15 protein-coding genes and 7 tRNA genes are annotated in these 18,169 nt (G+C 54.1%); 21 read left to right on the top strand and 1 reads right to left on the bottom strand.

Features of this window, described 5'->3' with window-relative positions:
• Window positions 1–252: 252 nt before the first annotated feature.
• The 12 genes from nagB to LC417_RS06515 all read left to right on the top strand — a co-directional run bounded on the left by nagB (window position 253) and on the right by LC417_RS06515 (window position 7,286).
• On the top strand, window positions 253–1,053 hold the full coding sequence (nagB, locus tag LC417_RS06570; RefSeq protein ID WP_223565630.1) for a glucosamine-6-phosphate deaminase: 801 nt from the start codon (window positions 253–255) through the stop codon (window positions 1,051–1,053).
• Between the two features lie 62 nt (window positions 1,054–1,115).
• Window positions 1,116–2,264, top strand: a complete 1,149-nt coding sequence (nagA, locus tag LC417_RS06565) for an N-acetylglucosamine-6-phosphate deacetylase (RefSeq protein ID WP_010671285.1) — start codon at window positions 1,116–1,118, stop codon at window positions 2,262–2,264.
• A 7-nt stretch (window positions 2,265–2,271) separates the two neighbouring features.
• Window positions 2,272–3,492 carry an N-acetylglucosamine repressor gene (locus tag LC417_RS06560; RefSeq protein ID WP_010260667.1) on the top strand — a complete coding sequence of 407 codons (1,221 nt, stop codon included), beginning with the start codon at window positions 2,272–2,274 and terminating at the stop codon, window positions 3,490–3,492.
• A gap of 186 nt (window positions 3,493–3,678) precedes the next feature.
• Window positions 3,679–4,431: an HAD-IIA family hydrolase gene (locus tag LC417_RS06555; RefSeq protein ID WP_010260664.1), complete on the top strand. Its 753-nt coding sequence runs from the start codon at window positions 3,679–3,681 to the stop codon at window positions 4,429–4,431.
• Between the two features lie 307 nt (window positions 4,432–4,738).
• Complete coding sequence (asnB, locus tag LC417_RS06550; protein ID WP_010671283.1) at window positions 4,739–6,406, top strand: asparagine synthase B; 1,668 nt, start codon at window positions 4,739–4,741, stop codon at window positions 6,404–6,406.
• A 218-nt stretch (window positions 6,407–6,624) separates the two neighbouring features.
• A tRNA-Met gene (locus tag LC417_RS06545) sits at window positions 6,625–6,701 on the top strand.
• 9 nt (window positions 6,702–6,710) lie between these two features.
• Window positions 6,711–6,795 (top strand) — tRNA-Leu (locus LC417_RS06540).
• A 22-nt stretch (window positions 6,796–6,817) separates the two neighbouring features.
• Window positions 6,818–6,892, top strand: a tRNA-Gln gene (locus LC417_RS06535).
• A gap of 34 nt (window positions 6,893–6,926) precedes the next feature.
• A tRNA-Gln gene (locus LC417_RS06530) sits at window positions 6,927–7,001 on the top strand.
• A 22-nt stretch (window positions 7,002–7,023) separates the two neighbouring features.
• Window positions 7,024–7,100, top strand: a tRNA-Met gene (locus LC417_RS06525).
• Window positions 7,101–7,106: 6 nt separating this feature from the next.
• Window positions 7,107–7,181 (top strand) — tRNA-Gln (locus LC417_RS06520).
• A gap of 30 nt (window positions 7,182–7,211) precedes the next feature.
• A tRNA-Gln gene (locus LC417_RS06515) sits at window positions 7,212–7,286 on the top strand.
• A 107-nt stretch (window positions 7,287–7,393) separates the two neighbouring features.
• Here LC417_RS06515 and ubiF read toward each other — a convergent pair.
• On the bottom strand, window positions 7,394–8,566 hold the full coding sequence (gene ubiF, locus LC417_RS06510) for a 3-demethoxyubiquinol 3-hydroxylase (RefSeq protein WP_223565629.1): 1,173 nt from the start codon (window positions 8,564–8,566) through the stop codon (window positions 7,394–7,396).
• Between the two features lie 172 nt (window positions 8,567–8,738).
• On the opposite strand from ubiF, the gene miaB reads away from it, so the two are divergent.
• The 9 genes from miaB to LC417_RS06465 all read left to right on the top strand — a co-directional run bounded on the left by miaB (window position 8,739) and on the right by LC417_RS06465 (window position 18,157).
• Window positions 8,739–10,163 (top strand): tRNA (N6-isopentenyl adenosine(37)-C2)-methylthiotransferase MiaB, encoded by a 1,425-nt coding sequence (gene miaB, locus LC417_RS06505; protein WP_010671281.1) that lies wholly within the window; start codon window positions 8,739–8,741, stop codon window positions 10,161–10,163.
• Between the two features lie 209 nt (window positions 10,164–10,372).
• Window positions 10,373–11,434 (top strand): PhoH family protein, encoded by a 1,062-nt coding sequence (locus tag LC417_RS06500; protein ID WP_010258952.1) that lies wholly within the window; start codon window positions 10,373–10,375, stop codon window positions 11,432–11,434.
• Window positions 11,431–11,904 (top strand): rRNA maturation RNase YbeY, encoded by a 474-nt coding sequence (gene ybeY / locus LC417_RS06495; protein WP_022626053.1) that lies wholly within the window; start codon window positions 11,431–11,433, stop codon window positions 11,902–11,904. Before LC417_RS06500 ends, ybeY begins: the two co-directional genes overlap by 4 nt.
• A gap of 82 nt (window positions 11,905–11,986) precedes the next feature.
• Complete coding sequence (corC, locus tag LC417_RS06490) at window positions 11,987–12,868, top strand: CNNM family magnesium/cobalt transport protein CorC (RefSeq protein WP_008925004.1); 882 nt, start codon at window positions 11,987–11,989, stop codon at window positions 12,866–12,868.
• Between the two features lie 4 nt (window positions 12,869–12,872).
• A complete protein-coding gene (gene lnt / locus LC417_RS06485; protein ID WP_010258955.1) occupies window positions 12,873–14,396 on the top strand; it encodes an apolipoprotein N-acyltransferase in 1,524 nt (507 codons plus the stop codon).
• A 440-nt stretch (window positions 14,397–14,836) separates the two neighbouring features.
• Complete coding sequence (locus LC417_RS06480) at window positions 14,837–15,733, top strand: amino acid ABC transporter substrate-binding protein (RefSeq protein WP_010258958.1); 897 nt, start codon at window positions 14,837–14,839, stop codon at window positions 15,731–15,733.
• Window positions 15,734–16,013: 280 nt separating this feature from the next.
• The gene (locus tag LC417_RS06475; protein ID WP_010258960.1) at window positions 16,014–16,754 is read left to right on the top strand and encodes an amino acid ABC transporter permease; all 741 of its coding nucleotides are present in this window, start codon (window positions 16,014–16,016) and stop codon (window positions 16,752–16,754) included.
• A complete protein-coding gene (gltK, locus tag LC417_RS06470) occupies window positions 16,754–17,431 on the top strand; it encodes a glutamate/aspartate ABC transporter permease GltK (RefSeq protein WP_010258961.1) in 678 nt (225 codons plus the stop codon). The genes LC417_RS06475 and gltK overlap by 1 nt, the downstream gene beginning before the upstream one ends.
• Window positions 17,432–18,157 (top strand): amino acid ABC transporter ATP-binding protein, encoded by a 726-nt coding sequence (locus tag LC417_RS06465; protein WP_010258962.1) that lies wholly within the window; start codon window positions 17,432–17,434, stop codon window positions 18,155–18,157.
• The last annotated feature ends 12 nt before the right edge of the window (window positions 18,158–18,169 follow it).

The raw sequence follows: 18,169 nt of genomic DNA, 5'->3' as shown, positions 1-18,169 counted from the left end.
TACACTTCATATCACGCAGAGAAGTGTAATGATAAATTAATTCGCCTCGCAAATTAAAAGCCTGGTAAATGTGATTTTTATCACTAAAAAACATCGTTTCATACGGCAACATCTGGCTATGACCGTAAACTTATTTTATGATCCGAAATATTGAATTATGCGCTGGCCATGGCGACAATGAATCATCTGTTCAGATTGGTGACTCACGCAACGGCTTAGCCATCCCCTTTCTATTTTCAATTGAGGTGAAACATGAGACTGATTCCTTTAGCGACACCAACCCAGGTGGGAAAATGGGCCGCCCGACATATTGTTAATCGTATCAATGCGTTTAACCCGACGGCAGATAAACCTTTTGTCCTGGGTCTGCCAACCGGCGGTACGCCACTGGAAGCGTACAAACACCTGATTGATGTGCACAAAGCGGGCCAGGTCAGTTTTAAAAACGTCGTGACGTTCAATATGGATGAATATGTTGGCCTGCCAAAGGAGCATCCTGAGAGCTATCACAGCTTCATGTATCGAAATTTCTTCGATCACGTTGATATTCAACCGGAAAATATCAACCTGCTGAATGGTAATGCCCCCGATATTGACGCAGAATGTCGTCAGTACGAAGAGAAAATTCGCGCGCTGGGTAAAATTCACCTGTTCATGGGCGGCGTCGGCAACGACGGTCATATCGCCTTTAACGAACCGGCTTCCTCTCTCGCTTCCCGTACCCGCATTAAAACCCTGACCCATGACACCCGCGTGGCGAACTCCCGCTTCTTTAACGGTGACGTTGATCAGGTGCCTAAATATGCGCTGACGGTCGGCGTCGGTACGCTGCTGGATGCAGAGGAAGTGATGATTCTGGTTACCGGCCATGTTAAAGCGCAGGCATTACAGGCGGCGGTTGAAGGCAACGTTAATCATATGTGGACTATCAGCTGCCTGCAGCTGCACGCGAAATCGGTGGTAGTGTGCGATGAGCCGGCCACCATGGAACTGAAAGTGAAAACCGTGAAATATTTCCGCGAAATGGAAGCGGAAAATATGAAAGGCGTGTAACAGAACATTGTCATGCCCTGCTGTTACGCTGAGTGACAGCAGGCCAGGACGGGAGAAGAAAGATGTACGCATTAGTTAACGGTCGAATCTACAGTGGCCATGAGGTTCTGGATAATCACGCGGTGGTGGTTGCCGATGGGCGTATTGCGCGCGTCTGTCCGCGTGAAGCGCTCCCGGCGGATATTGAGCAGCGGGATATGGCAGGGGCAAATATTGCGCCAGGCTTTATCGATCTCCAGCTCAATGGCTGCGGTGGCGTGCAGTTCAATGACAGCCTTGAGGCGCTCAGCATTGAAACGCTGGAAACGATGCAGCGCGCCAATGAAAAGTCTGGCTGCACCAGCTTTTTACCGACGCTGATAACCAGCAGCGACGCCCTGATGAAGCGGGCGATTGAAACCATGCGCGCCTACCTGCAGAAACATCAGAATCAGGCGCTGGGTCTGCATCTGGAAGGGCCCTGGCTGAGCAAAGCGAAAAAAGGCACCCACGATCCGGCGCTGATTCGCCTGCCGGATGCGGCGATGGTGCAGTACCTGTGTGACAACGCGGACGTCATCACCAAAGTCACGCTTGCCCCTGAAAATGCGGGTAGCGATGTGATTCGTCAATTGACTGATGCCGGGATTATTGTCTCAGCCGGTCACTCGAATGCGACCTATGAAGAGGCTAAAGCGGGCTTTTCTGCTGGTGTGAGTTTCGCGACGCACCTCTACAACGCCATGCCCACCTTTGCCGGACGTGAACCCGGGCTTATCGGTGCGCTGTTTGATTCGCCTGATGTATACTGCGGCATTATTGCGGACGGTTTACATGTACATTACGCTAACGTGCGCAATGCAAAACGCATCAAAGGCGACAAACTGGTGCTGGTCACGGATGCCACTGCACCGGCTGGCGCGGACATAAGCGAGTTTATTTTTGCAGGCAAAACAATCTATTATCGCGATGGGCTCTGTGTCGACGAAAACGGCACATTAAGTGGTTCTGCCCTGACGATGATTGAAGCGGTACAAAACAGCGTTGAGCATGCAGGGATCGCACTGGACGAAGCGTTGCGCATGGCAACACTCTACCCGGCACGGGCGATGGGCGTGGAAAGGCAGTCAGGCTCGATCGAAGCAGGAAAAATCGCGAACCTGACTGTGTTTACGCGCGACTTTAAAATCATAAAGACGTTTGTCAACGGAGACGACGTCCTGAGCGAGTAAGCACTGAATGACCACTGGCGGCCAGTCACAAATAGGAAATGTCGATCTTGTTAAGCAACTCAATAGCGCAGCGGTTTACCGGCTGATTGATCAACAGGGGCCGATATCGCGCATTCAGATTGCCGAACTTAGCCAGCTCGCGCCCGCCAGCGTCACCAAAATTACCCGTCAGTTGATTGAGCGCGGCCTGATCAAAGAGGTAGACCAGCAGGCGTCTACCGGTGGTCGCCGCGCCATCTCCATTATCACTGAAACCCGCCATTTCCATACCATCGGCGTCCGCCTCGGACGCAACGACGCCACCCTGACTCTGTTTGACCTCAGCGGTAAATCGCTGGCGCAGGAAGATTATGCGCTGCCGGAACGCACTCAGGAGACGCTGGAACATGCGCTGTTTAACGCCATCAGCAGCTTCATTGAGCAGCACCAGCGTAAAATTCGCGAGCTGATCGCGATTTCAGTGATCCTGCCTGGGCTGGTCGATCCGATTAACGGCGTGATCCGCTATATGCCACACATCTCTGTCAGCCGCTGGCCGCTGGTCGCCAGCCTGAAAAAACGTTTTAACGTTACCAGTTTTGTGGGTCATGATATTCGCAGCCTGGCGCTGGCCGAGCACTATTTCGGTGCAAGCCGCGACTGTGCTGACTCGATTCTGGTGCGTTTACACCGTGGCACGGGCGCCGGCATTATTGCCAACGGCCATATTTTTCTCGGCAGCAACGGCAACGTTGGCGAGATCGGCCATATTCAGGTCGATCCGCTTGGCGAGCGCTGTCACTGCGGCAACTTTGGCTGCCTTGAAACCATTGCCGCCAACGGCGCCATTGAAAATCGGGTACGCCATCTGCTGAATCAGGGCTATCCCAGCGTACTGACGCTGGAGGCGTGCCAGATATCCCACATCTGCAAAGCGGCCAATCAGGGTGATGCACTGGCCTGCGAAGTGGTTGAGCACGTTGGCCGTTATCTTGGCAAAGCTATTGCGATTGCGATCAACCTGTTTAATCCGCAAAAAGTGGTGCTGGCGGGTGAGATCACTGAAGCAGAAAAAGTGCTGCTGCCCGCGATTGAGGGCTGCATTAATACTCAGGCATTAGAGGCCTTCCGTAAAAATCTGCCGGTCGTGCGTTCCACCCTGGATCATCGTTCCGCTATTGGCGCCTTTGCGCTCGCTAAACGTGCCATGCTTAACGGCATTCTGCTGCAACATCTTCTGGAAGACTAAGAGCCTATCCCAGTAGGCGTAATTGGTGCAGGCAGTCTGGACACGGACAGCGCGGAACAACCGGAGCGTACACGTAGTACGTGAGGATTGTGAGCACTGCCCAGGTTCAGAATGACAAATAAAATAGCCTAATGGGATAGGCTCTAAGCTAACCCGCTGCTGTGGCGGGCCATATCGGATCTGACTATGACCATTAAAAGCGTAATTTGTGATATCGATGGCGTGCTGATGCACGACAACACGGCCGTTCCCGGCGCACAGGAGTTTTTACAGCGCATTCTGGCCAAAGAGATGCCGCTGGTGGTGCTGACGAACTATCCCTCGCAAACCGAGCAGGATCTGGCAAACCGCTTTGCCTCGGCCGGTGTCGAGGTGCCCGACTCCGTTTTCTATACCTCCGCAATGGCAACCGCCGACTTCCTGCGCCGTCAGGAGGGCAAAAAGGCGTATGTGATTGGTGAGGGCGCACTGATTCATGAACTCTACAAAGCGGGCTTTACCATTACCGATGTGAATCCCGATTTTGTCATTGTCGGAGAGACGCGCTCGTTTAACTGGGACATGATGCATAAAGCGGCTTTCTTCGTGGCTAATGGCGCCCGCTTTATTGCCACCAACCCGGATACTCATGCGCGCGGTTTTATTCCTGCCTGTGGCGCACTCTGTGCGGGTATTGAGAAGATATCAGGCCGTCGCCCGTTTGTTGTCGGCAAGCCCAGCCCCTACATTATGCGCGCCGCGCTGAACAAAATGCAGGCCCACTCGGAAGAGACCGTGATTGTCGGTGACAATCTGCGAACCGATATTCTGGCCGGTTTTCAGGCGGGTCTGGAGACGGTGCTGGTGCTCTCCGGCGTCTCGACGCTGAGTGATATCGATGCCATGCCGTTCCGTCCGGATTGGATCTACCCTTCTGTGGCCGATATCGACCTGTTCTGATTCATTTCTCTTATGACGCATCCGGCTAATCTGTGATGCGTCCCCCCTTTTTGCGCTATATCTCCCACTTTTACTGTCTGTTTTTTGCTCGAAAAAGCTATTTTATTGCTGATCCATTAACGAAACAGCTTTAAAATTATCGTTTATTCAATTTTATTGCCATGCAAGCAATCTTTTTATCAGTAAATCACGATTCCTCTTGCATTGAATGCACCAAATAGCGCATTTTCTTATGTATCACGCAGCATCAGGCTGCCGGACAAACGCAAAAGATAACATCGCCGTAAGGTGAGCTCAGGAGTCAGTTATGTGTTCAATTTTTGGTGTGCTGGATCTGAAAACCGATCCTGTTGAGCTGCGCAAAAAAGCGCTGGAATGTTCACGCTTAATGCGTCATCGCGGCCCGGACTGGTCAGGCGTCTACGCCGATGACCATGCTATTCTGGCGCATGAACGTCTCTCAATTGTTGACGTTAACAATGGCGCACAGCCGCTGTACAACGCCGATCACACCCACGTACTGGCAGTTAACGGCGAAATTTATAACCATCAGGCACTGCGCGCTGAACTCAGCGATCGTTACGCGTTTCAGACCGGTTCTGACTGTGAAGTGATTCTGGCGCTCTATCAGGAGAAAGGTGTCGATTTCCTTGATGAGCTGGAAGGCATGTTCGCCTTTATCCTCTATGACACCGTTAAAAAAACGTACCTGATTGGTCGCGACCACATCGGCATCATCCCGCTCTATATGGGTAACGATGAGCATGGCAACCTGTTTGTTGCTTCAGAAATGAAAGCGCTGGTGCCTGCCTGCCGTTCAATCAAAGAGTTCCCGCCGGGAAGCTACCTCTCCAGCACCGATGGCGAGATCCGCCGTTACTGGCAGCGCGACTGGATGGAATATAAAAACGTTGAGCACAACACCACCGACGCCGCTGGCCTGAAACATGCGCTGGAAGAGTCCGTGAAAAGCCACCTGATGTCAGATGTGCCTTATGGCGTGCTGCTGTCAGGCGGTCTGGACTCTTCCATCATTTCAGCCGTGACCAAGCGTTACGCGGCGAAGCGGGTTGAAGATCAGGATAAAAGTGATGCGTGGTGGCCACAGCTGCACTCCTTCGCGGTAGGACTGGAAGGTTCACCCGACTTAAAAGCGGCGAAATCGGTGGCGGAGCATCTGGGCACCGTACACCATGAAATTCATTTCACCGTGCAGGAAGGTCTGGATGCCATTCGCGATGTGATTTATCACATTGAAACCTATGACGTCACCACCATTCGTGCCTCTACGCCAATGTACTTAATGTCGCGTAAAATTAAAGCGATGGGCATTAAGATGGTGCTGTCGGGCGAAGGCGCAGATGAAGTCTTCGGCGGCTATCTCTATTTCCACAAGGCGCCAAACGCCAAAGAGTTCCACGAAGAAAACGTTCGTAAACTGCAGGCGCTGCATATGTTCGACTGCGCCCGTGCCAACAAAGCGATGTCCGCCTGGGGCGTTGAAGCCCGCGTACCGTTCCTGGATAAAAAATTCCTGGATGTGGCGATGCGAATCAACCCGGCCGATAAAATGTGTGGCAGCAACGGTAAAATGGAGAAGCACATTCTGCGTGAATGTTTCTCCTCTTACCTGCCGGAGAGCGTGGCGTGGCGTCAGAAAGAGCAGTTCTCGGATGGCGTAGGTTACAGCTGGATCGACTCACTGAAAGAAGTGGCTGCGAAGCAAATCAGCGATCAGCAGCTGGCTACCGCTCACTTCCGCTTCCCGTTCAACACGCCGGGTTCGAAAGAAGCCTATCTCTATCGTGAGATCTTTGAAGAGCTGTTCCCGTTGGCGAGCGCGGCAGAGTGTGTGCCTGGCGGTCCATCGGTCGCCTGTTCTTCTGCCAAAGCGATTGAATGGGATGAAGCGTTTAAAAACATGGACGATCCCTCTGGTCGTGCCGTGGGTGTGCATCAGTCAGCCTATAAATAAGCCGGCAGAAAGCAACCAGAATGGGCCCGTTGTGGCCCATTTTTTTTACGATTAGCGTTGTATTCACTGAAAAATTGCCGAATAAACATCCAGGCTGGTTATAAGCCAGTCAAACAGCGATTATCTGGCAAAAAACGGTAAAAAAATTGTTGACGCTGTCTGGTCAACTCCGCATAATGCGCCCCGCAACGCCGATGAAGGTAACGCGAAAAAAAGATGGCTACGTAGCTCAGCTGGTTAGAGCACAGCACTCATAATGCTGGGGTCACAGGTTCGATTCCCGTCGTAGCCACCATCTTTTTTTGCGGGAGTGGCGAAATTGGTAGACGCACCAGATTTAGGTTCTGGCGCCGCAAGGTGTGCGAGTTCAAGTCTCGCCTCCCGCACCATTTCATTATTCGGCAGCGTGGATGGGATATCGCCAAGCGGTAAGGCACCGGTTTTTGATACCGGCATTCCCTGGTTCGAATCCAGGTATCCCAGCCAATTTCGATGATTCTCGAGGCTGAGAACGGACGAATGGGATATCGCCAAGCGGTAAGGCACCGGTTTTTGATACCGGCATTCCCTGGTTCGAATCCAGGTATCCCAGCCATCATTGAAATGCAGTACAATTTGGCTACGTAGCTCAGCTGGTTAGAGCACAGCACTCATAATGCTGGGGTCACAGGTTCGATTCCCGTCGTAGCCACCATATAATTGGGGTGTCGCCAAGCGGTAAGGCACTGGTTTCTGATACCAGCATTCCGGGGTTCGAATCCCTGCACCCCAGCCATACAAAAGACAATTTGAAAAACACCATTATTGGGGTGTCGCCAAGCGGTAAGGCACTGGTTTCTGATACCAGCATTCCGGGGTTCGAATCCCTGCACCCCAGCCAAATTGCACAACCTGGCCCGCTTTTGCGGGCTTTGTTGTTTTTGTCGTTCCCCTTCCTGATTTCCTGATTGCAGGCCCGCCGTATGGCGAGCCGACATGCGCAATCTGCTATAACCCCAGCGCGTAGCGCAATACCTGCCGCTTCAGTACCCCGGAATGTTCGGCGGCAATCAATCCGAGATTACGTGCAAACCGCAGCGGTGCCAGCTGATTGCTGAAGGCAAAATAGAACAGATCCATACCGCCCTGCATCAGCATATTGTCTTTACGACGTTGCCGGTGATAGCGCTGCAATACGCGCTCGGATGCCCAATCCTCCGCCGCACCGCGTGCGCTGACCAGCACATTAATCAACGCATCAATATCGCGATAGCCCAGATTCACGCCCTGCCCGGCCAGCGGATTAATGGTATGCGCGGCATCACCGACCAGCGCCAGTCCTGGCAGGACATACCGTGAAGCGTGACGCCGTACCAGCGGGAAGCCGCCCGCCACGTGGGCTTTAAAACGTCCCAGCCGCGCCGGGAAGTGGCTGGCTATCTCTTTTTCCAGCTGGGCCATCGGCATCGCCTGTAGCTGGCGGACTCTTGCAGGCGCGTCATACCAGACCAGCGAGGCCCGGTTGCCATACAGCGGTAAAAAGGCGCGCGGTCCCTGAGGCGTAAAGTGCTGCCAGGTCGCATCGCCTGCCGGATGTTCGCAGGTCACGCTGATCAGTAAACAGGATTGCGCATAGCTCCAGCCATGAATACCGATCCCGGCCATCTGTCGCACCTGAGAGTTCGCGCCATCAGCCCCAACCACCAGGCGGGTGTGTAAGGCAACGTCGTCGTTGAGGTCGATGCGCCAGCCGCCATTTTCTGGCTGCAGGTTCTCCAGTGTGGCCGGGCAATAGCAGGTCACGCCCAGCGACTGCATCTCCTCCCATAGCGCCCGCTGAAGCACGCTGTTCTCGACCATAAAGCCCAGCTCGGGCAGCCCCAGCGAGGCCGCATCAAAACTCACCTGCGCCGTCTGCCACTCCCAGGTTTCCAGCCTGCGATAGGGCGCGCTGCGCATCGCCTCTACCCGTGGCCAGACGTTGAGCTGCTTCAGCAACCCCACCGAGGATGAGCCAATCGCCGAAATTCGCAGATCGGGATCGCTGTCGGCATCAAAAGGAGCGGGTTCGGCACGCTCAATTACCGCAACGCGAAAATGTTGCTGCGTCAGTCCACAGGCCAGCGCCGCACCGACCATGCCACCGCCAACAATCACTACATCAAACTGATTATCCTGCATTGCTTATGTCCCTCTCTTATTCCCGCCAGCCTGCGCAACACGGGTCTGAATAAAGCAAAGTGTACCGGAAAACCGGATTGCTGGCAGAAAAGCCCTGAGGCTGGTCACAACAGCATCAAAGCATTACAATACGCGCCCCGCACTTCACTGCACTGAATCAATGGTTAGCGCGATGACAAAAAAACTGCATATCAAAACCTGGGGATGTCAGATGAATGAGTATGATTCATCCAAGATGTCTGATCTGCTGAACAGTACGCACGGCTATACGCTGACCGAGGTTCCTGAAGAGGCGGATATTCTGCTGCTTAACACCTGTTCTATTCGTGAGAAAGCGCAGGAGAAAGTATTCCACCTGCTGGGACGCTGGAGAAAACTCAAAGAGCGCAACCCGGATGTGATTATCGGCGTGGGCGGCTGCGTGGCGTCGCAGGAAGGGGATCATATCCGCCAGCGTGCGCCCTGCGTGGATATCGTTTTTGGTCCGCAGACACTGCACCGCCTGCCGGAGATGATCAACACCGTGCGCGGCACCAAAAGCCCGGTGGTCGACATCAGCTTCCCGGAAATCGAGAAATTTGATCGCCTGCCGGAACCGCGCGCAGACGGCCCGACTGCCTTTGTCTCCATCATGGAAGGCTGCAACAAATATTGTACTTTCTGCGTGGTGCCTTACACCCGTGGCGAGGAAGTGAGCCGTCCCAGCGATGACATTCTGCTGGAGATCGCTCAGCTGGCGGCGCAGGGCGTGCGTGAAGTTAACCTGCTTGGCCAGAACGTTAACGCCTATCGTGGTGCCACCTTTGATGGTGAAATCTGTACCTTCGCTGAGCTGCTGCGCCTGGTCGCCGCCATCGACGGTATCGACCGCATTCGCTTCACCACCAGCCACCCGATTGAGTTCACCGATGACATCATCGAGGTCTACCGCGATACGCCGGAACTGGTGAGCTTCCTGCACCTGCCGGTTCAGAGTGGATCAGACCGTATTCTGACGCTGATGAAGCGTGCTCATACCGCGCTGGAGTATAAGGCGATTATCCGCAAGCTGCGCGCGGCGCGCCCGGATATTGAAATCAGCTCTGACTTCATCATTGGTTTCCCCGGTGAAACTCAGCAGGATTTCGAGCAGACCATGAAGCTTATCGCCGAGATCAATTTCGACGTCAGCTTCAGCTTTATCTACTCTGCCCGTCCCGGCACGCCTGCCGCTGACCTGCCGGATGATGTCAGCGAAGAGGAGAAAAAGCAGCGTCTGTGGATCCTGCAGGACCGCATTAACCAGCAGGCGCAGGCGATCAGTCGCCGCATGGTAGGCACAGTGCAGCGTATTCTGGTGGAAGGCATCTCCCGCAAGAACGTGATGGAAGTCTCTGGCCGCACCGAAAATAACCGCGTGGTGAATTTCGAAGGCTCGCCTGAAATGATCGGCCGCTTTGTGGATGTTGAGATTGTTGATGTCTATACCAACTCGCTGCGCGGCAAACTGGTGCGTACTGAAGAAGAGATGGGGCTGCGCATGGCGGAAAGCCCGGCGTCCGTGATCGCCCGTACCCGTAAAGAAAATGAAATCGGCGTGAGTCTGTTCCAGCCGTGATACCTGCTTTACTGTGCGGCAGCGCGCATCGCGTTGCCGCCAATTTCACTTTGCACCACTTGCTTTCTGAAAGTGTCGCCCAAATATCTCTCCATAAGCTTGCGCCCAGGCGTTACGGCATAAATAATTTCGTTATGGTGCATCCGGTTAAGCTTAACGGTGCGTCAGACACATCCCATAACTGGCCCTGAGTGACCCAAAGGATTCGTTTGAATATCGAAACTCGTGAAATCGCCCTTGAACCGGCTGATAACCGTCGTCTGATGAGCCTGTGTGGGCCTTTCGACGATAATGTAAAACAGCTTGAGCGTCGTCTGGGCATTGAGATCAATCGTCGCGACAACGTTTTTAAGCTGTCAGGACGTCCACTTTGCGTCAATGCGGCAGCAGATATTCTGAAAACCCTCTATGTCGATACCGCGCCTGTGCGTGGCGACATCCCGGATATCGAGCCCGATCAGATTCACCTGGCAATCAAAGAGAGCCGGGTACTGGAGCAAACCGCTGAGAGCGTGCCGGAGTATGGTAAAGCGGTCAATATCAAGACCAAACGCGGTGTGATCAAGCCGCGCACTCCAAACCAGGCCCAGTACATCGCTAATGTGCTCGACCACGATATCACCTTTGGTGTCGGCCCGGCTGGTACCGGTAAAACCTATCTGGCGGTAGCCGCGGCAGTGGATGCGCTGGAGCGTCAGGAGATTCGCCGCATCATGCTGACCCGCCCTGCCGTCGAAGCGGGTGAAAAGCTCGGCTTTCTGCCAGGCGATCTGAGTCAGAAAGTCGACCCTTATCTGCGTCCGCTCTACGATGCGCTGTTCGAAATGCTCGGCTTCGAGCGGGTGGAAAAGCTGATGGAGCGCAACGTCATTGAAGTCGCCCCGCTGGCCTACATGCGTGGTCGTACCCTGAACGATGCGTTTATCATTCTTGATGAGAGCCAGAATACCACCATCGAGCAGATGAAAATGTTCCTGACGCGTATCGGCTTTAACTCTAAAGCGGTGATTACCGGCGACGTTACCCAGATTGACCTGCCGCGTCACGTCAAGTCAGGCCTGCGTCATGCCATTGAGGTGCTGGCGGACGTTGAAGAGATCAGCTTCAACTTCTTCCACAGCGAAGATGTGGTGCGCCATCCGGTAGTTGCCCGCATTGTCACCGCCTATGAAGCCTGGGAAGCGGCCGATCAGACCCGTCGTGACCAGCAGGCCGAAGAGCGTAAACGTGAAGCACTGGCTGCACAGAGCGCCACGCAGGAGAGCAAATGAGCGAGGTGATTCTCGACCTGCAGGTCGCCTGTGACAACACCGCTGACCTGCCTGATGAAAGCCAGTTTCATCGCTGGCTGTCAGCGGCTGTCACCCCTTTTCAGCCGGAAAGCGAAGTTACGGTGCGTCTGGTTGATGAAGCGGAGAGTCATGAGCTTAATCTGACTTATCGCGGCAAAGACAAGCCGACCAACGTCCTCTCTTTCCCGTTTGAAGCACCGCCGGGCATTGAGCTGCCGCTGCTGGGCGATCTGATCATCTGCCGCCAGGTCGTTGAGCAGGAAGCCGCTGAACAGGGTAAAAGCGCTGAAGCCCACTGGGCACATATGGTGGTACACGGCACGCTGCATCTGCTGGGTTACGACCATATTGAAGACGACGAAGCGGACGAGATGGAAGGGCTGGAGACCGAGATAATGCTTGCTCTTGGGTATCCTGATCCGTACATTTCGGAGAAAGAAGACGCCTGAATCCTGAATTCAGTCAATCCTGCTGTCAGTACAGGCTACTGACAGCACCTATTCCTCACCAGAGAGATCTATAAAAACCGCCATGAGCGACGACCATTCTCAAAACAGCGATGCACCCAGTAGTAAAAAGGGATTTTTCTCCCTGTTGATCAACCAACTCTTTCACGGTGAACCAAAAAGCCGTGATGAGCTACTGGAGCTGATCCGCGACTCGAATAACAAAGAGCTGATTGACCAGGACACCCGCGACATGCTCGAAGGGGTACTGGATATTGCGGAGCAGCGCGTGCGTGACATCATGATCCCGCGCTCGCAAATGATCACCCTGAAACGTAATCAGAGCCTCGAAGAGTGTCTGGATGTCATCATCGAATCCGCCCATTCTCGTTTCCCGGTGATCAGCGAAGATAAAGATCATGTGGAAGGGATTCTGATGGCGAAAGATCTGCTGCCGTTTATGAGCAGCGAATCTGAGCCTTTCAGCATTGAGAAAGTGCTGCGTCCTGCGGTGGTTGTGCCTGAAAGTAAGCGTGTCGACCGGATGCTGAAAGAGTTCCGCTCCCAGCGTTACCATATGGCGATCGTCATTGATGAGTTTGGCGGTGTCTCCGGTCTGGTGACCATTGAAGACATCCTGGAGCTGATCGTCGGTGAAATTGAAGATGAGTATGACGACGAAGAAGATCGTGATATCCGTCAGCTCAACCGTCACACCTTTACCGTGCGTGCACTGACCGCCATTGAAGATTTCAACGAGGTGTTTGGCACCCAGTTCAGTGACGATGAAGTCGACACCATCGGTGGTCTGGTAATGCAGGGCTTCGGTCATCTGCCCGCTCGCGGTGAAAGCATCGAGATTGAGGGTTACCAGTTCAAGGTGGCGATGGCTGACAGCCGCCGCATCATCCAGGTTCACGTGACTATTCCGGAAAATTCGCCACAACCTCAACTGGAAGACGAATAAGTCTATGGCTTTAGCCTCACTCTACCCGCGTCAGCGGGTTCGCCTGCTGCTGGCTTTAATAACGGGTGCACTTGGCACCCTCGCCTTTTCTCCCTACGATTTCTGGCCCGCCGCACTGCTCTCGCTGTGCGGCTTACAGCTGCTGACTCTTAACCGCTCCAGCCCGCAGGCCAGCGCCATTGGGTTTGTGTGGGGTTTAGGTCTGTTCGGCAGTGGCATCAACTGGGTTTATGTCAGTGTCGCCACCTTTGGCGGCATGCCTGGCCCGGTCAATGTCTTTATCGTAGCGCTGCTGGCGGCTTATCTGGCGATCTACCCGGCGCTGTTTGCCGGCGTACTGAATCGCATCTGGCCGCGAACGACGCTGTGGCGCCTGGCGCTGGCGGCACCGGCATTGTGGCAGATCACCGAGTTCCTGCGCGGCTGGGTGCTGACCGGCTTTCCGTGGCTGCAGTTTGGTTACAGCCAGATCGATGGCCCGTTAAAAGGCCTGGCCCCACTGGCGGGCGTAGAGACGCTGACCTTCCTGCTGATGGTGGTGGCTGGCCTGCTGGCTTATGCCCTGCAACAGCGCAACGTCAGAAGTCTGGTAGCAGCGCTGCTGCTGCTGGCATTGCCATGGCCGTTGCGCTACATCCAGTGGGTTCAGCCGATGCCCGAGCGGGCCGTCGAGGTGGCGCTGGTGCAGGGAAACATCCCGCAATCGATGAAGTGGGATCCGCAGCAGCTGCTCACTACCCTGCGCATTTACAACGGTCTGAGTCAGCCGCTGATGGGCAAAGCGCCGATTATTATCTGGCCTGAATCGGCAATTACCGATCTGGAGAGTAATCAGCAGCCGTTCCTGCGTTCGCTGGATGACGAACTGCGTGAGCGCGGCAGTTCGCTGATCACCGGCATTGTGGACTCCCGGCTGGAGCAGAACCGATATCACGATTACAACACCGTAATCGTGCTGGGCGGTAAAGCGCCGTACAACTACTTCAGCGGCAATCGTTACCAGAAGAATCACCTGGTGCCGTTTGGCGAATTTGTGCCGCTGGCCGATCTGCTGCGTCCGCTGGCCCCGTTCTTCGATCTGCCGATGTCGGCATTCAGTCGTGGCAACTACCTCCAGCCGCAACTCAGCGTGGCGGGCTATAACCTGACCAGCGCCATCTGTTATGAGATCGTGTTGGGTGAACAGGTGCGGGCCAACTTCCATCCCGACACCAACTTCCTGTTGACCGTTTCGAACGATGCCTGGTTTGGTCACTCTATCGGCCCATGGCAGCACTTCCAGATGGCGAGGATGCGTGCGCTGGAACTGGGACGTCCGCTGTTGCGCAGCACCAATAATGGTGTGACGGCGGTGGTCAATGCCAGTGGTGATGTGGAAGCCATGCTGCCGCAGTTTACCCGCGATGTGCTGACCAGCAAGGTTACGCCAACGCAGGGAGAAACCCCGTATGCGCGGGCTGGCATCTGGCCAGTGTGGTCACTGACGCTGCTGGCGGCGGTGATAGCACTCCTGCGCCGTCGTCGATAACCTCCCCTCCTGTGCTCACTGAAGGCGAAGCACGTGCTTCGCCTTTTTCATGGTGACTCTCCGGTTTTTTTCACTCCCCACGCCGCACACTCTGCTGTCTTTCTAACCCATAACCTCTTTCTGGCACGATGATTGCAAAATGTTTCACTGCTTTTCGCAAACAGGCTGATTGCAGGCGCTGATGCCGGGCGGGTTGCACCAAAACAATTGACGCTGCTGCACCATTAACGCGCAGGGTGAAAAAATTGCCTTTTTTTGGTGCGTATCACCTCGCAAAAAAGAAACTTTTTTGTTTCATTGCGTTAACAATCCGCTATGTTAATGACTCTTCTGCGCCCGTTTAAACCGCAGAATGAGCAGAAACGCAGCAGAAAACAGACACAACATCATAATCAGCGCAGGTTATATCCTGTGCCTTTTTCATACGAAGGAGTTGGAACATGCAACTACGCAAAGTGGCATTATCTCTTCTGCTGATCAGCGCAGCGGCGGGAGCGGCCCAGGCGGAAGATCTCAGCGGCACCCTGAAGAAGATCAATGACAATGGCGTCATTGTGGTCGGGCATCGCGAATCATCAGTTCCCTTTTCTTATTATGACAACCAGCAAAAAGTCGTCGGCTACTCACAGGCTTACTCAAACGCCATCGTTGAAGCGATTAAAGCAAAGCTGAACAAGCCTGATCTGCAGGTCAAAATGATCCCGATCACCTCACAAAACCGTATTCCGCTGCTGCAAAACGGCACCTACGATTATGAGTGTGGCTCGACCACCAATAACCTTGAGCGCCAGAAACAGGCCGCCTTCTCAGACACTATTTTTGTTATCGGCACCCGTCTGCTGGTTAAGAAAGATGGCCCGATCAAAGATTTCGCTGACCTGAAAGGCAAAACCGTAGTGGTGACCTCAGGTACCACCTCTGAAGTGCTGCTGCACAAACTCAACGACGAACAGAAACTGGATCTGCGCATCATTAGCGCAAAAGATCACGGTGACTCCTTCCGTACGCTGGAAACCGGTCGTGCCGTGGCCTTTATGATGGATGATGCCCTGCTGGCAGGCGAACGCGCCAAAGCCAAAAAGCCGGACAACTGGGAAATTCTGGGCACGCCACAGTCAAAAGAAGCCTATGGCTGCATGCTGCGTAAAGATGATCCGCAGTTCAAAGCCCTGGTGGATGAAACCATTGCTAAAGCCCAGACCTCTGGCCAGGCAGAAAAATGGTTCGACACCTGGTTCAAACAGCCGATTCCACCAAAGAACCTGAACATGAACTTTGAGCTCTCTGATGACATGAAAGCGCTGTTCAAAACACCAAATGATAAAGCACTGAATTAACAACAAAATACCCAATGGATTTCAGATTGCATTGAGGCAGCAGAAAAATGACTCCCGATGAGCCTGCTCCGGTAAGTGATTCGGGTGAGTGAATGTAGCCAACAAAAATGCAGCCTGAAAGACGACGGGTATAACAAGGGCGGCCTGGCTGCCCTCTCGATTGCTGAAACCGCGGCATGGACAGACAGACTGACACGGGTCGTTCCCCTGAGTCAGGAAATAAAACGCCGTTCATCAATCTTCAGGGTAGCTTAGCTACCCTTTTTTTCCGGAGCTCGTTATGGGTATCGATTGGAACTGGGGCATATTCCTCGAACAGGCCCCGTTCGGTAACACGACCTACCTCGGCTGGCTGTGGTCCGGTTTTCAGGTGACAATTGCCGTCTCCTGCTGCGCCTGGATTATCGCCTTCTGCGTGGGTTCATTTTTCGGCATTCTGCGCACCGTGCCTAATCGCCTGCTGTCGACCATTGGCACCTGCTATGTCGAACTGTTTCGTAACATCCCACTGATCGTCCAGTTCTTCTTCTGGTATCTGGTAGCGCCCGAGCTGGTGGGCGAAAAGCTTGGCATGTGGTTTAAGTCTGAGCTGGATCCCAACATTCAGTTCTTCCTCTCCTCGATGATCTGTCTTGGCCTGTTTACCGCCGCCCGCGTCTGCGAGCAGGTGCGCGCAGCGATTCAGTCACTGCCGAGTGGACAGAAGAATGCCGGTCTGGCGATGGGCTTAACCCTGCCGCAGACCTATCGCTATGTGCTGCTGCCGAATGCGTATCGCGTGATTGTGCCGCCGATGACCTCGGAAATGCTGAACCTGGTGAAGAACTCCGCTATCGCCTCCACCATTGGTCTGGTCGATATGGCGGCGCAGGCGGGCAAACTGCTCGACTATTCTGCCCACGCCTATGAATCCTTTACCGCCATTACGCTGGCCTACGTTGCGATTAACCTGGTGATTATGTTGTTGATGAGTCTGGTCGAGCGCAAAGTCCGGCTGCCAGGCAATGCGGGAGGCAAGTAATGTACGAGTTTGACTGGAGTTCGATTACACCCAGCCTGCCCTATCTGCTTAATGGCTTAGTGATCACCTTTAAGATCACGATTACCGCCGTGGTCTTCGGCATCCTGTGGGGCACTCTGCTGGCGGTGATGCGTCTGTCGACGTTTAAGCCCATCAGCTGGTTCGCTAAAATTTACGTCAACCTGTTCCGCTCGGTGCCGCTGGTCATGGTGCTGCTGTGGTTCTATCTGGTCGTGCCGAGTTTTCTGCAGCAGGTGCTGGGGCTGTCGCCCAAAACGGATATCCGACTGATTTCAGCCATGGTCGCCTTTTCGCTGTTCGAAGCGGCGTACTACTCTGAAATTATTCGCGCCGGCATCATCAGTATCTCGCGTGGACAGGGCAGTGCGGCTCTGGCGCTGGGCATGACGCAGTGGCAGGCAATGCGACTGATCATCCTGCCACAGGCGTTTCGCGCCATGGTTCCGCTGTTACTGACGCAGGGTATCGTGCTGTTCCAGGATACCTCGCTGGTTTATGTCTTAAGCCTGGCGGACTTCTTCCGTACCGCGTCCACCATTGGTGAGCGTGATGGCACCCAGGTTGAAATGGTTCTGTTTGCAGGTCTGGTCTACTTCGTTATCAGCCTGAGCGCATCGCTGTTGGTCAGCTATCTAAAAAGAAAAAGGACGGTTTAAATGATTAGCCTGAAAAATGTTTCTAAGTGGTATGGTCACTTTCAGGTGCTGACCGACTGCTCAACCGACGTCAAAACCGGTGAAGTGGTGGTGGTGTGCGGCCCGTCCGGCTCCGGTAAATCAACGCTGATCAAAACGGTGAACGGCCTTGAGCCGATTCAGCAGGGCGTGATTGCGGTGAACGGCACCGAGGTGAATAACAAAAAGACTAATCTTGCGCAGCTTCGCAGCCAGGTCGGGATGGTGTTCCAGCACTTCGAGCTGTTTCCGCATCTGAGCATTATCAACAACCTGGTTCTGGCGCAGGTGAAAGTGCTGAAACGCGACAAAGCGGCAGCCCGCGATAAAGGGCTGAAGCTGCTGAAGCGTGTGGGTCTCTCCGCCCATGCGGAGAAGTTTCCCGGCCAGCTCTCGGGTGGCCAGCAGCAGCGTGTGGCGATTGCGCGAGCGCTCTGTATGGACCCCATCGCGATGCTGTTTGATGAACCCACTTCCGCGCTGGATCCGGAAATGATCAACGAAGTGCTGGATGTGATGGTTGAACTGGCACAGGAAGGGATGACGATGATGGTGGTGACCCATGAGATGGGCTTCGCCCGTAAAGTCGCCAATCGCGTGATCTTTATGGATGAAGGGAAAATTATCGAAGACACCAACAAAGATGACTTCTTTAATAATCCACAGTCTGAGCGCGCTAAAGATTTCCTCGCAAAAATTCTGCACTAAACCTGACGAACA

The sequence above is a fragment of the Pantoea sp. OVA07A genome (assembly GCF_019969975.1).
Taxonomy (GTDB): Bacteria; Pseudomonadota; Gammaproteobacteria; order Enterobacterales; family Enterobacteriaceae; genus Pantoea; species Pantoea agglomerans.
This window is presented reverse-complemented; position numbering and strand designations above follow the sequence as displayed.